We start from the raw sequence: 13,141 nt of genomic DNA on the forward strand, positions 1-13,141 counted from the left end.
GCTCACGACCGCCACTCGCTGGGTCGAGCGAGACGTTCGGCTCCTACCAAGCTAAGGGAGCAGGGCCGCTCTGTCTCCACAATTACTCGGACTTCCTACTATCTGAGACGCGATCACATCTCCGCCTGACTCGCGGACACCCCTACCTGGCTCGCGACGCCACCTAGGTTGCATTCCTAACTAGGTGGTGCTGCAATACAACCATGGCCGCAGACCGCAGATCCAGCTGGCTCAAGGGCGTCCTTGACCTCCTCGTGCTCACCTGCCTCACCGGAGGCGAGAGCTACGGATACGAGATCGCCAAGGCGCTGGCCGCCGCCGGGGTCGGCGAGATCAAGGGCGGGACGCTCTACCCCGTGCTGAACCGGCTCGAAGAAGCCGGACTCGTGGTCGGGGATTTCCGCGCCGCCGAGCGCGGGCCGGGGCGCCGCTACTACCGGCTGACCAGCGGGGGCAGGAAGGCACTCGGCGAACAGAGCGCGGCCTGGCTGGAGTTCCACACGCACGTACGGACGATGCTGGAACCAGGGGGAACAGGGGACATGCCATGACGGATCGCTCGGACACCGATATCGAGTACTTCGCGGAACTCACCGCGGCGCTGCGCTCACACGGGAGGCCCCGGGAGGAGGTGTCGGCCACCGTCGATGACCTCTCGGGCTACCTCGCCGAGACCGGGACGAGTGCGCAGGAGGAGTTCGGCCCGGTGGACGTGTTCGCGGAGCGGCTCACGGCGGCCGAGGACGGTCCCGCCGCCGGGCAAGGGACCGAGCCCCGGACCTGGAAGTGGATCGCCGACATCTACGCCGACCGCCGGCAGCTCAACCACTTCGGCGACCAGGGCTGGGAGATCGAACGCATCGACCGCCTGGGCCGGTTCGTCGCCCGCCGCGACCCGGCCACCGCGATGCGCTGGGAGTACCGGCGCGAAGTGGTCAACGCAGCGGACCGTACGGCGAAGGCGGCCGAACTGGCCCCCGACGGTTGGGAGTTGTGCGGCCACTGCCTGTACCTCATGTACTTCAAACGGCCGAAGGCGGCGAGCGCGGGCCCGGCGGCCGACCTCGCCGAACTGCCGGAAGTCCCGCACCAGAAGATCTTCCTGCGGAATCGCGCGCAACGCGGAAAGCTCTTGCTCGCCCTGCTCTCCGCCGTGGTGAGCGGCACGGTGGTGTCCCTCGCCGTGCAGCACGGGGCAAGCGTCACGCCCATCCTGATCGCAGCGCTGCTCGCGGGGGTGGTGGGCGGGGGCACTGCCTGGTACGGCGTCAAACGGGACGCCGTCGGACAGGTCGAGGACTGAGCCGGTACCCGCACCTGCCGATCGCCCTGGTTCGCCCCTTCGCAGATCAGATTTCGCAGATCAGATGGAGCAAACCAGGGCGTTCGGGCCACAGCTCTTCCGAGTGGCTAGCGGGTCCTCGCCGCGTTCCTGCGGCGCAGTGCGAAGACCAGGCCGCCGCCGAGTGCGACCGCGGCCGCACCGATGCCGGTCACCAGGGGGGTGTTGCCCGCGCCGGTCGAGGCCATCGTGCCGGTCGCGTCGCCGACCGTCGTGGTGCCGTCCGTCGTCGAGCCCCCGGTCGACGTCGTGGAGCCCGAGGTGCCCGTACCGCCGGTCGACTGGGCCTGGGTGCCGCCGTTGGTCGAACCGGACGTGGAGCCCGACGTCGAACCGGCCGTCGATGAGCCTCCGTTGGATCCGCCGGATGAGCCTGAGCCCGTGCCGGATCCCGTACCCGTGACGTCGATCACGAGCTTCGCCTTGTCGTTGGCGGCGTTCTTGTCGAAGACCGGGTGGATGTCGTACACCGACGTGGCCTTCACCTCGCTCGACGTGTCCTTCGCGCCGCTCTCGATCTTGAGCACGAACTTGTACGTGTGCAGCGAGCCGACCTCGTAGAGGTGGTCGGAAGGCAGGCAGACGTACGTGCGCTTGCCCGGTGCGGACGGGCCGCTCGGGCCGTCGATACCGAAGGGCAGGCAGTCCTTCGGGACCTCGACGGCCGTGGTGCCCTTGGGTATGCCGACCATCACCGCCGGCTGGTCGTCGCTCGTGTTGTCGTCGATCCAGCCGGGGCCGTCGTTGCGCAGCCCCGCGGTGACCGTCACCTTGTCGCCGGGCTTGCCCTTGGCGTTGTCGCCGACGGCGGCGAGGTCGGCGGTGTTGTCCGCGGTGACCGCGAGCGAGCGGTAACTGATGTCGGTGGAACCGGACTCCGGGTCGCCGCCGGTGGAGCCGGTGCCGTACTCCACGTTCTCCAGCAGCGCCTTGGACAGCACCTTGAACTTGAGGGGCACGTCGAAGGACTTGCCCGGGTCGAGCACCTGGTCGAAGTGGCAGACGGCCACCGACACCTGGTCGGCGTCGGTCGAGTACGTACATCCGGCGGCGTGCTCCGGGAATTCGATGCCGCGCGTGATCCGCAGCCGCATCGTGAGGCCGTCGGCGGGCGCGTCGCCCTGGTTGGTGAAGGTGAGGGAGTCCTCGCGGACCGTGCCCGGCTGCCACGGATCGCTGGACAGCTCGGACACCACGAGGGCGGGGGCTGTCCCGTCGGCGTGCGCCTGGGCGGCCGGTGCGAGGGCGACGGCGAGCAGGGCCGCCGCTACGGCGGACGACGAGCTGATGCGGTGACGCAAAACGGTTCTCCCGGGTGGGTTTCTGCTGTGTACGCGGGTACCTGCGGCGCGGGTTCTCGGCCTGCACGCACGGGCACCTCCCGCGTGGGGGGGGCTTCGACCACACGTGAATTCATGTGCGGTACGGGGGCTTTGACCGCCGGGTGACGCACAGGGTTGCACGAGGTCACGGGACCATCACCGGTGCGGCACAGGTCCCACACCTGGAGCCGCGGACCGCGGCCGGCTCATCCGGTGACGGTCTCGATGTCCTCCGGCACGCCCGTGACGCCCCGCACCACCTCGCCGCTGCCCCTCCGGACGGGCAGCACGCTCGCGAGCAGCCCGTCGTCGGCCGGGTACGGGAGCTCCCGGGGCAGCAGGGCGGTCGCCGCCGCTTCGTCGCCCTCGCGGACCAGCGCGTGGATCCGGTGCACCAGCGGGGTGACGTCCCGGATCGAGACCGTCCATTCGTCCGCGTACCGCCGCGCCGCCTCCCCGCTGAGGCCGAGCTGCAACGAGCGGTGGGGCTGCGGGCGGAGCCACAGATCTCGTTCCGGGTCCCACTGCACCCGGGCCGGTGACCGCTGCAACTCCCTCTTCCAGGCGGCCTGGTCGGCGTGGAACCCGCGCTCGTACGCGGAGAGACACGCGTGCCGCAGCGCCCAGTCGAACCCGGCGCGGCTGATCTCGACGGCCAGGACCGTCTCCTGGCCCTCCTTCGCCGCCCAGCCGCAGCGGTACATCATCCACAGGAACGACGGCTTGATCCAGGTCATCCGGGACCGCTTCCAGGCTGCGGGGAAACGGCCGTCGCGGGCGGCGGGGAGGCCCAGGGACGGGGTGTACGCCTGGTAGACGGTGACCGTCGACTCCGTGTGGAGCGCGCGGATGCGGTGGGACGGTTCGGGGGCGAGGTGTTCTGCCATGCGGGCAAGGGTGCGTCGGCGCACGGCGGGCGCGCCACTGAATTCCGTACGGCCCCGGGAACGCGAAACCGCCCCCGCCCGGTGGGGGGACCGGATGGGGGCGGAGCTTCGCGGGGCGTGCCCGGGGTGACCCGGGGGGGGTGTCAGCCCTGGTGCGGGTAGGTGTACTCGGTCGGCGGGACCAGCGTCTCCTTGATGGCCCGGGTCAGGGTCCAGCGCTGGAGGTTCTGCGGGGCACCGGCCTTGTCGTTGGTGCCGGAGGCACGGCCGCCGCCGAAGGGCTGCTGGCCGACCACGGCGCCGGTCGACTTGTCGTTGATGTAGAAGTTGCCCGCCGCGTAGCGGAGCTTGTCCATCGTGTACGCGGTAGCGGCGCGGTCCGACGAGATGACCGAGCCGGTCAGCGCGTAGTCGGAGACCGACTCCATCTGGGTCAGCATCGCGTCGTACGCGCCGTCCTGGCTGTCGTCGTAGACGTGGACGGCGAGGATCGGGCCGAAGTACTCGGTCGTGAAGACCTCGTTCTCCGGGTCGGAGCACTCGATGACGGTGGGTCGGACGAAGTAGCCGACGGAGTCGTCGTACGTACCGCCCGCGACGATCGTGCAGCTCGGGTCAGCCTTCGCACGGTCGATCGCGCCCTTGTTCTTCGCGAACGCGCGGTCGTCGATGACGGCGCCCATGAAGTTCGACAGGTCGGTGACGTCACCCATGGTGATCCAGTCGACCTCGGCGGCGAACTCCTCGCGGAAGCCGCTGTTCCAGATCGAGGCGGGGACGTACGCACGCGAGGAGGCCGAGCACTTCTGGCCCTGGAACTCGAAGGAGCCACGGGTCAGCGCGGTCTTCAGCACGGCGCGGTCGGCGCTGGGGTGGGCGACGACGAAGTCCTTGCCGCCGGTCTCGCCGACCAGCCGCGGGTAGGTGCGGTACTTGCCGATGTTCTCGCCGATCGTCTTCCAGAGGTACTGGAAGGTCGGGGTGGAACCGGTGAAGTGGATGCCCGCCAGGTCGCGGTGGTTCAGGGCGACCTCGGAGACGGCGATGCCGTCGCCGGTCACCAGGTTGATGACGCCCTTGGGGAGACCGGCCTCCTCCAGGAGCTGCATCAGCAGGACGGCCGCGTGGGTCTGCGTCGGGGACGGCTTCCAGACGACCACGTTGCCCATCAGGGCCGGGGCGGTCGGGAGGTTGCCCGCGATGGCCGTGAAGTTGAACGGCGTGATCGCGTAGACGAAGCCTTCGAGCGGGCGGTGGTCGAGACGGTTCCAGACGCCCGGGGAGTTGGCCGGGGGCTGCTCGGCCAGCAGGTCACGGGCGTACTTGACGTTGAAGCGCCAGAAGTCGATGAGCTCGCAGGGGGTGTCGATCTCGGCCTGCTGGGCGGTCTTGCCCTGGCCGAGCATCGTCGAGGCGGCGAGCGTCTCGCGCCACGGGCCGGACAGCAGCTCGGCGGCGCGGAGGATGATCGCGGCACGGTCGTCGAAGGACATCGCACGCCAGGCCGGGGCGGCGGCCAGCGCGGCGTCGATCGCCTCCTGGGCGTCGGCCTGCGTGGCGTGCGCGCCGGTACCGATGACCGACCGGTGGTTGTGCGGCTGCACGACGGTGAACGGCTCGCCGCCACCCATCCGCTTCACACCGTTGATGGTCATCGTGAGCTCGATGGGGTTCTCGGCCAGCTCCTTGAGCTTGGCTTCGAGACGCGCCCGCTCCGGGGTACCGGGGGCGTAGGAGTGGACCGGCTCGTTGACCGGCGCGGGGACCTGGGTCACAGCGTCCATGAGTGCCTTGTCTCCTTGTGTCAGGGGTGGGTGGTCAGCCGGGCGGGTCAGCCCTTGGTGAGGATGGAGCGGCCGAAGAACAGCAGGTTGGCCGGCTTCTCCGCGAGACGGCGCATGAAGTAGCCGTACCAGTCGGTGCCGTACGCGGTGTAGACGCGCATCCGGTGGCCCTCGGCCGCGAGCCGGATGTGCTCCTCGCTGCGGATGCCGTACAGCATCTGGAACTCGTACTCGTCCAGCTTGCGCCCGGCCTTGCGTGCCAGCTCCTGCGCGACGGCTATCAGACGCGGGTCGTGGGACCCGATCATCGGGTAGCCGTCGCCCTCCATCAGGGTCTTCAGGATGCGGACGTAGGCCTTGTCGATCTCGGGCTTGGCCTGGTACGCGACGGAGGCGGGCTCCTTGTAGGCGCCCTTCACGATGCGGACGCGGCTGCCTGCGGCGGCCAGGCGGCGGGCGTCGTCCTCGGTGCGGAACAGGTACGCCTGGATCACGCATCCGGTCTGCGGGAAGTCCTTCCGCAGCTCCTCGTGGATGGCGAACATCGAGTCGAGGGTGGTGTGGTCCTCGGCGTCGAGGGTGACCGTGGTGCCGATCTCGGCGGCGGCCTCGACGACCGGGCGGACGTTGGCGAGCGCCAGCTCGTGCCCGCCTTCCAGCGCCTGGCCGAACATGGAGAGCTTGACGGACATCTCGGCCTTGGTGCCCAGACCGAGGTCCTTGAGGCGGCCGATCAGTTCCAGGTAGGCGTCACGGGCCGCGGCGGCCTGCTCGGGCGTGGTGATGTCCTCGCCCACCACGTCCATGGTGACCTCAAGGCCCTTGTCGGCGGCGTCCTCGATGATCGGGACGACCTGGTCGACCGTCTCACCGGCGATGAACCGGCCGACGACCTGCTTGGTGCCAGGTGCGGCCGAAATGAAACGGCGCATCTTGTCGCTGCGGGACGCGGCGAGAATCACGGGACCCAGCACGGGGCACCTCCACGGAAAGTACGAACGAAGGCCGTACCTGCGCAGACCGATACAGAGCGGTACAGAGCGGTACGGAGAACCACCGTGAAATCTAGGGATCACTCCGATTTTCTGCCATCGACAGCTGTCACGCATCCGTACCCCGGATCTCAGACATATGTCTGAAGGGGTGCGAGAATGCCAGGGTGAAGGCTGATTACCAGGACCTGGCCGACGAGATCTCGGCGCTGCTCGGCGCCCCCGCGACGCTGGAGAACCGGGATTTCGGGCTGATCGCCTTCGGCGCGCACGACAGCGAGGACGACAGCGCCATGGACCCGGTCCGCACCCGGTCGATCCTGACCCGGCGCTCGACACCCGCGGTCCGTGCCTGGTTCGAGGGCTTCGGGATCACCCACGCGACCGGCCCGGTCCGGATCCCCGCGGCCCCCGACGCCGGCGTGTACCGGGGAAGGATCTGCCTGCCGGTACGCCACCGTGGCACGGTCTACGGCTACGTCTGGCTCCTGGACACCGACCCGGGCCCCACGGAACAGCAGCTGGCCGCGGCGATGGAGGTGACCGCGCGCATCGGTGACCTGCTCTTCGACGAGGCACAGGCGGGCGCCGGTCTGTCCCGCGAATTCCGCGCGGTCCTCACCGCCGAACGGGGCTGGCCGCGGGACATGGCGGTCGCCTCCCTGCGTACGGCGCTGGGCCCGAGCGCCGACGGGCTGCACGCCATGGTGTGCGTGACGCCGTGGCCGGACGAGGACACACCGGTACGCCCGGTACCGGCCACCGCGGCGCTGTGCACCATGCCGGCCGACGGCGGCCCGGCGGCCGGGGACGCCACCACGTACCGCCTGGCCGCGCTGATCCGGCTGCGCACGCCGGACGCGCTCGACCCGGCGCTGACCGCCGCGGCCCACCTCAGGGAGTCGGCGGGCGCCGGGGCCACGGCGGGGATCGCACCGGCCCGCCGGGGTCTGGGCGAGCTGACCGCGTCCTGGCAGGAGTCCTCGGCGGCATCCCGCGCCGCCGCGGCCGAGAGCCGGTTCGGCGCGGTCGCCGCATGGGCGTCGATCGGCCCGTACCGCATGCTGACGGCGCTCCCCCAGGAGACGGCCCCGGACCCCGTGGTGGGCGATCTGCTGTCGCCCGCCCACACCGAACTGGCCCACACCGCCGAGGTGTTCCTCGACCGCGCGGGCCAGGCCGGGCGTACGGCGGCGGCACTGGGCATCCACCGTCAGACGCTCTACTACCGCCTCTCCCGCATCGAGCAGCTGACCGGCCTCGACCTGGACGAGGGCGAGGACCGGCTGCTGCTGCACATGGCGCTGAAGAGGGCTCGACTGTAAGAGACCGCGCCGGTCTCCGACCCCGCCCCGGACAGCAGCGCACCCGGCGCGCAGACATCTGTGCTCCACATGTCTACGGGCCGGGTGCGCCGGTGAGGTACGGGGATCAGTCGGTCAGGTCCACCGAACGGGCCGAGACGGCGCCGATCTCGTCGGAGATCTCGGCGAGCACGGCCGGCGGCACGGTGTCGTCGACGGTGAGCACGACCAGCGCCTCGCCACCCACGGCGGCCCGCGAGACCTGCATGCCCGCGATGTTCAGCCCGGCCTCGCCGAGGATCTTGCCGACCGCGCCGACCACGCCGGGGCGGTCGGTGTAGCGCAGGACGACCATGTGGTCGGAGAGCGCCACGTCCACGTCGTACTCGCCGACCGCGACGATCTTCTGGAGGTTCTTGGGGCCGGCCAGCGTGCCGGAGACCGAGACCTCCTCGCCGCCCGCGAGCGTGCCGCGGACGGTGACGACGTTGCGGTGGTCCGGGGACTCCGAACTGGTCGTCAGACGGACCTCGACGCCGCGCTCCTGCGCGAACAGCGGGGCGTTGACGTAGCTCACGGTCTCGTCGACGACGTCCTCGAACACGCCCTTCAGCGCGGAGAGTTCGAGGACCTTGACGTCGTGCTGGGTGATCTCGCCGTACACCTCGACGTCGAGCCGGGCGGCGACCTCGCCCGCCAGCGCGGTGAAGATCCGGCCGAGCTTCTCGGCGAGCGGCAGCCCCGGACGGACGTCCTCGGCGATCACGCCGCCCTGGACGTTGACCGCGTCCGGGACCAACTCACCGGCGAGCGCCAGGCGTACGGACTTGGCGACCGCGACACCCGCCTTCTCCTGGGCCTCGTCCGTGGACGCGCCGAGGTGCGGGGTGCAGACGACCTGGTCGAACTGGAAGAGCGGGGAGTCCGTGCAGGGCTCCTTCGTGTACACGTCCAGACCGGCACCGGCGACGCGGCCCTCCTTGAGGGCGGAGGCGAGCGCCTCCTCGTCGACGATCCCGCCGCGGGCGGCATTGACGATCCGCACGTGCGGCTGCACCTTGTGCAGCGCCTCGTCGCCGATCAGGCCGATCGTCTCGGGGGTCTTGGGGAGGTGGACGGTGATGAAGTCGGCGACTTCGAGCAGTTCGTCGAGCGTGAGGAGCTTGACGCCCATCTGGGCTGCGCGCGCGGGCTGCACGTAGGGGTCGTACGCGACGATCTTCATACCGAAGGCCGACATGCGCTGGGCGACCAGCACGCCGATCCGGCCGAGACCGACGACGCCGAGGGTCTTCTCGCTCAGCTCGACACCGGTGTACTTCGAGCGCTTCCACTCGCCGTTCTTGAGCGCGCTGTTGGCCTGCGGGATGTTGCGCGCGGTGGCGACCAGCAGACCGCAGGCCAGCTCGGCGGCGGTGACGATGTTGGAGGTCGGGGCGTTCACGACCATGACGCCGGCCTTGGTGGCGGCGGAGACGTCGACGTTGTCCAGGCCGACTCCGGCGCGGGCCACGATCTTCAGCTTCTTCGCGGCGGCGACGGCCTCGGCGTCGACCTTGGTGGCGGAGCGCACCAGGATCGCGTCCACATCGGCGATGGCGGGCAGCAGTTCGGCGCGGTCCGCGCCGTTGCAGTGCCGGACCTCGAAGTCCGGGCCCAGCGCGTCCACCGTGGCGGGCGACAGCTCTTCAGCGATGAGTACGACAGGTTTCGAGCTCACGTGAGTCCTCACAAGTCCGTTGCGGAGGGCCGTCCCGACGGCCGCAGGCGGAGGGGCTGGGCGCGTGGAAGACGCACGACGCTGTGGGCCTGACGCGTATGTTCTGAGCAGTGTAGTGGCGTTGCGGGGTGGATATTCCGCCGATGCGGCGGGATCACCCGTACGTGGTTGGACGAGGTGGACAAGGGGGCTCCTCCGTCCGGAGAAGCCCCCTGATCCGTACTGCTTACGCGTCGCCGTTGTCGACCCAGCTCATGAGCTTGCGGAGCTCCTTGCCCGTGGTCTCCAGCAGGTGGTTCTCGTCGGCCTTCTTGTACTCGTTGTACTTCTTCAGGCCGCCGTGGTACTCGTCCATCCAGTTCTTGGCGAACGTACCGTCCTGGATCTCGCCCAGGATCTTCTTCATCTCGACCTTGGTCTGGTCGGTGATGATGCGGGGGCCGCTGACGTAGTCGCCCCACTCGGCGGTCTCGGAGATCGACCAGCGCATCTTCTCCAGGCCGCCCTCGTACATGAGGTCCACGATGAGCTTCAGCTCGTGCAGGCACTCGAAGTACGCGATCTCCGGCTGGTAACCGGCCTCGGTCAGGGTCTCGAAGCCCGCCTTGACCAGCGCGGCGGTGCCGCCGCACAGAACGGCCTGCTCGCCGAAGAGGTCGGTCTCGGTCTCCTCGGTGAAGGTCGTCTTGATGACGCCGGCGCGGGTGCCGCCGATGCCCTTGGCGTACGAGAGCGCCAGCTGCAGGCCCTTGCCGGTGGCGTCCTGCTCGACGGCCACGATGCACGGAACGCCGCGGCCCTCCTCGTACTGACGGCGGACCAGGTGACCCGGGCCCTTCGGGGCGACCATGCAGACGTCGACGCCGGCCGGCGGCTTGATGAAGTCGAAGCGGATGTTCAGGCCGTGGCCGAAGAACAGCGCGTCGCCGTCCTTGAGGTTGTCCTTGATGGACTCCTCGTAGACCTGGGCCTGGATCGGGTCCGGGACGAGGATCATGATGACGTCGGCCTCGGCGGACGCCTCGGCGGGGGTCACCACACGCAGGCCCTGCTCCTCGGCCTTGGCCTTGGACTTGGAGCCCTCGTGCAGACCGACTCGGACGTCGACGCCCGAGTCACGCAGCGACAGCGCGTGGGCGTGGCCCTGGCTGCCGTAACCGATCACTGCGACCTTGCGGCCCTGGATGATCGACAGGTCGGCATCGTCGTCGTAGAAAAGCTCGGCCACTGGGATATCTCCTTGGTCTGCAGGTGTTACAGCCCACCGTACGGCGGGCGGGTGGAGGAAAGTTTCCGGGTCTCGCAATGCGAGCAGCCCTTGACCGGTTCTCAGGCGCTGCGGTCGAGCGCCCGCAGGCTGCGGTCCGTGATGGAGCGCGCGCCTCGCCCTATGGCGATCGAACCGGACTGGACGAGCTCCTTGATGCCGTACTGCTCCAGCATCTTGAGCATCGCGTCCAGCTTGTCGGTGCCCCCGGTGGCCTCGATGGTCACGGCTTCCGGGGAGACGTCCACGGTCTTGGCGCGGAACAGCTCGACGATCTCGACGATCTGGGAGCGGGTCTCGTTGTCGGCGCGGACCTTCACCAGGACGAGCTCGCGCTGGATCGCAGCGCCGGGCTCGAGTTCGACGATCTTCAGGACGTTGACCAGCTTGTTGAGCTGCTTCGTCACCTGCTCGAGCGGCAGGTCGTCGACACTCACCACAATCGTGATGCGGGAGATGTCGGGGTGTTCGGTGACGCCCACGGCGAGCGAGTCGATGTTGAAGCCGCGGCGGGAGAACAGGGCGGCGATCCGGGCGAGGATGCCCGGCGTGTTCTCGACCAGGACGGAGAGCGTGTGCTTGGTGGACATGTCGTCGGTCTCTCTCTGCTCTCTCAGTTCTCTTCGCTGTCGCCGAAGTCGGGGCGGATGCCGCGGAGGGCCATGACTTCGTCGTTGGAGGTTCCTGCGGCGACCATCGGCCACACCATCGCGTCCTCGTGAACGATGAAGTCGACGACGACCGGGCGGTCGTTGATCGCGTTCGCCTCCGCGATGACCTTGTCCAGGTCCTCCGGGCGCTCACAGCGCAGCGCGACACAGCCCATCGCCTCGGACAGCTTCACGAAGTCCGGGATACGGGTGCCACCGCTGGCCTTGCCGTCCACCGCGATGCCGTCGGCGCCGGGGCCGGAGTGCAGCACGGTGTTGGAGTAGCGCTGGTTGTAGAAGAGGGTCTGCCACTGGCGGACCATCCCGAGGGCGCCGTTGTTGATGATCGCGACCTTGATCGGGATGTTGTTGAGCGCGCAGGTGGTCAGTTCCTGATTGGTCATCTGGAAGCAGCCGTCGCCGTCGATCGCCCAGACCATCCGGTCCGGCATACCGGCCTTGGCGCCCATCGCGGCCGGGACCGCGTAGCCCATCGTTCCGGCGCCGCCGGAGTTCAGCCAGGTGGCGGGCCGCTCGTACTGGATGAAGTGCGAGGCCCACATCTGGTGCTGTCCGACACCCGCCGCGAAGATCGTGTCGGCGTCGGCGGCCAGCCCGATGCGCTCGATGACCTGCTGCGGGGACAGGCTGCCGTCCTGCGGCAGGTCGTAACCGAGCGGGTAGGCGTCGCGCCAGCGGTTGAGGTCCGTCCACCAGTCCGCGTACCGCTTCTGGGCGGCGGTGCCGATGGTGCCCTCGGTGTGCTCGGCCTGGACGGCCTGGACCAGATCGGCGATGACCTCCCGGGCGTCCCCGACGATCGGCACGTCCACCTGTCGGTTCTTGCCGATCTCAGCGGGGTCGACATCGGCGTGGATGACCTTCGCGTCCGGGGCGAAGCTGTCCAGCTTGCCGGTGACGCGGTCGTCGAAGCGGGTACCGAGGGCGATCAGCAGGTCCGACTTCTGCAGCGCGGTGACGGCGGTGACCGAACCGTGCATGCCGGGCATTCCCACGTGCTGCGGGTGGCTGTCGGGGAACGCGCCGAGCGCCATCAGCGTCGTGGTGACCGGCGCTCCGGTCAGCTCGGCCAGCACCTTGAGTTCGGCGGTGGCGTGGGCCTTGATGACCCCGCCGCCGACGTACAGGACCGGGCGCTTGGCCTGGGTGATCAGCCGGGCCGCCTCACGGATCTGCTTGGCGTGCGGCTTGGTCACCGGGCGGTAGCCGGGCAGCTCCTGCTGCGGCGGCCAGGAGAAGGTCGTGTCCGCCTGGAGCGCGTCCTTGGCGATGTCGACGAGCACCGGGCCCGGACGGCCGGTCGAGGCGACGTGGAACGCCTCGGCGATGACCCGCGGGATGTCGGCGGCGTCGGTGACCAGCCAGTTGTGCTTGGTGATCGGCATCGTGATGCCGCAGATGTCCGCCTCCTGGAAGGCGTCCGTACCGATCGAGGCGGCGGCGACCTGGCCGGTGATCGCGACCAGCGGCACCGAGTCCATGTGCGCGTCGGCGATCGGGGTGACCAGGTTGGTGGCGCCCGGACCCGAGGTGGCCATGCAGACCCCGACCTTGCCGGTGGCCTGGGCGTAACCGGTGGCCGCGTGGCCCGCGCCCTGCTCGTGACGGACCAGGATGTGCCGCACCCGGGTGGAGTCCATCATCGGGTCGTACGCCGGAAGGATCGCACCGCCGGGAATGCCGAATACCGTGTCGGCGCCGACTTCCTCAAGAGAACGGATGAGGGACTGCGCGCCCGTGACGTGCTCGACGGTGACGGACGACGGTCCGCCGTTACGGGCTCGCGGCTGCGGGTGGTGGGCCCCGGTGGCCTGCTCGGTCATCGGCATTCTCTTCTCGAAGCTGAGGGTTT

At 69.5% G+C, this 13,141-nt stretch carries 11 protein-coding genes; 3 read left to right on the forward strand and 8 right to left on the reverse strand.

Features of this window, described 5'->3' with window-relative positions; all coding sequences use genetic code 11:
• Positions 1–203 precede the first annotated feature (203 nt).
• Together NBY69_RS00900 and NBY69_RS00905 are read left to right on the forward strand one after the other, a co-directional pair.
• Positions 204–551 carry a PadR family transcriptional regulator gene (locus tag NBY69_RS00900; protein ID WP_250297635.1) on the forward strand — a complete coding sequence of 116 codons (348 nt, stop codon included), beginning with the start codon at positions 204–206 and terminating at the stop codon, positions 549–551.
• The gene (locus tag NBY69_RS00905; RefSeq protein WP_250297636.1) at positions 548–1,303 is read left to right on the forward strand and encodes a hypothetical protein; all 756 of its coding nucleotides are present in this window, start codon (positions 548–550) and stop codon (positions 1,301–1,303) included. The genes NBY69_RS00900 and NBY69_RS00905 overlap by 4 nt, the downstream gene beginning before the upstream one ends.
• Before the next feature lie 107 nt (positions 1,304–1,410).
• Here the strand turns inward: NBY69_RS00905 and NBY69_RS00910 are convergent, their stop codons facing one another.
• From NBY69_RS00910 to NBY69_RS00925, 4 genes are all read right to left on the reverse strand, one after another.
• Positions 1,411–2,643 carry a hypothetical protein gene (locus NBY69_RS00910; protein ID WP_250297637.1) on the reverse strand — a complete coding sequence of 411 codons (1,233 nt, stop codon included), beginning with the start codon at positions 2,641–2,643 and terminating at the stop codon, positions 1,411–1,413.
• 227 nt (positions 2,644–2,870) lie between these two features.
• The gene (locus tag NBY69_RS00915; RefSeq protein WP_250297638.1) at positions 2,871–3,551 is read right to left on the reverse strand and encodes a DUF4291 domain-containing protein; all 681 of its coding nucleotides are present in this window, start codon (positions 3,549–3,551) and stop codon (positions 2,871–2,873) included.
• A 143-nt stretch (positions 3,552–3,694) separates the two neighbouring features.
• Entirely contained in the window at positions 3,695–5,335 is a 1,641-nt protein-coding gene (pruA, locus tag NBY69_RS00920; RefSeq protein ID WP_250297639.1) for an L-glutamate gamma-semialdehyde dehydrogenase, read from the reverse strand.
• Positions 5,336–5,382: 47 nt separating this feature from the next.
• Positions 5,383–6,309, reverse strand: a complete 927-nt coding sequence (locus NBY69_RS00925; protein ID WP_250297640.1) for a proline dehydrogenase family protein — start codon at positions 6,307–6,309, stop codon at positions 5,383–5,385.
• 185 nt (positions 6,310–6,494) lie between these two features.
• Between NBY69_RS00925 and NBY69_RS00930 the strand changes: the two genes are divergently transcribed.
• Entirely contained in the window at positions 6,495–7,652 is a 1,158-nt protein-coding gene (locus tag NBY69_RS00930; RefSeq protein ID WP_250297641.1) for a CdaR family transcriptional regulator, read from the forward strand.
• Between the two features lie 106 nt (positions 7,653–7,758).
• Here NBY69_RS00930 and serA read toward each other — a convergent pair whose 3' ends face one another.
• The 4 genes from serA to NBY69_RS00950 form a co-directional block, all read right to left on the reverse strand.
• The gene (gene serA / locus NBY69_RS00935) at positions 7,759–9,351 is read right to left on the reverse strand and encodes a phosphoglycerate dehydrogenase (protein WP_250297642.1); all 1,593 of its coding nucleotides are present in this window, start codon (positions 9,349–9,351) and stop codon (positions 7,759–7,761) included.
• A gap of 226 nt (positions 9,352–9,577) precedes the next feature.
• Positions 9,578–10,579 carry a ketol-acid reductoisomerase gene (ilvC, locus tag NBY69_RS00940; RefSeq protein WP_250297643.1) on the reverse strand — a complete coding sequence of 334 codons (1,002 nt, stop codon included), beginning with the start codon at positions 10,577–10,579 and terminating at the stop codon, positions 9,578–9,580.
• 101 nt (positions 10,580–10,680) lie between these two features.
• Positions 10,681–11,208 (reverse strand): acetolactate synthase small subunit, encoded by a 528-nt coding sequence (gene ilvN, locus NBY69_RS00945; RefSeq protein ID WP_250297644.1) that lies wholly within the window; start codon positions 11,206–11,208, stop codon positions 10,681–10,683.
• Positions 11,209–11,231: 23 nt separating this feature from the next.
• The gene (locus NBY69_RS00950) at positions 11,232–13,118 is read right to left on the reverse strand and encodes an acetolactate synthase large subunit (protein WP_250297645.1); all 1,887 of its coding nucleotides are present in this window, start codon (positions 13,116–13,118) and stop codon (positions 11,232–11,234) included.
• Between the last annotated feature and the right edge of the window lie 23 nt (positions 13,119–13,141).

Source organism: Streptomyces sp. A 4/2 (assembly GCF_940670765.1).
Taxonomy (GTDB): domain Bacteria; phylum Actinomycetota; class Actinomycetes; order Streptomycetales; family Streptomycetaceae; genus Streptomyces.

Excerpts from the sequence above, each read along its gene's own strand:
- NBY69_RS00905 (WP_250297636.1), top strand. The coding sequence starts at position 548 with ATGACGGATCGCTCGGACACCGATATCGAGTACTTCGCGGAACTCACC.
- NBY69_RS00900 (WP_250297635.1), top strand. The coding sequence starts at position 204 with ATGGCCGCAGACCGCAGATCCAGCTGGCTCAAGGGCGTCCTTGACCTC.
- NBY69_RS00950 (WP_250297645.1), bottom strand. The coding sequence starts at position 13,118 with ATGCCGATGACCGAGCAGGCCACCGGGGCCCACCACCCGCAGCCGCGA.
- pruA (WP_250297639.1), bottom strand. The coding sequence starts at position 5,335 with ATGGACGCTGTGACCCAGGTCCCCGCGCCGGTCAACGAGCCGGTCCAC.
- NBY69_RS00915 (WP_250297638.1), bottom strand. The coding sequence starts at position 3,551 with ATGGCAGAACACCTCGCCCCCGAACCGTCCCACCGCATCCGCGCGCTC.
- ilvN (WP_250297644.1), bottom strand. The coding sequence starts at position 11,208 with ATGTCCACCAAGCACACGCTCTCCGTCCTGGTCGAGAACACGCCGGGC.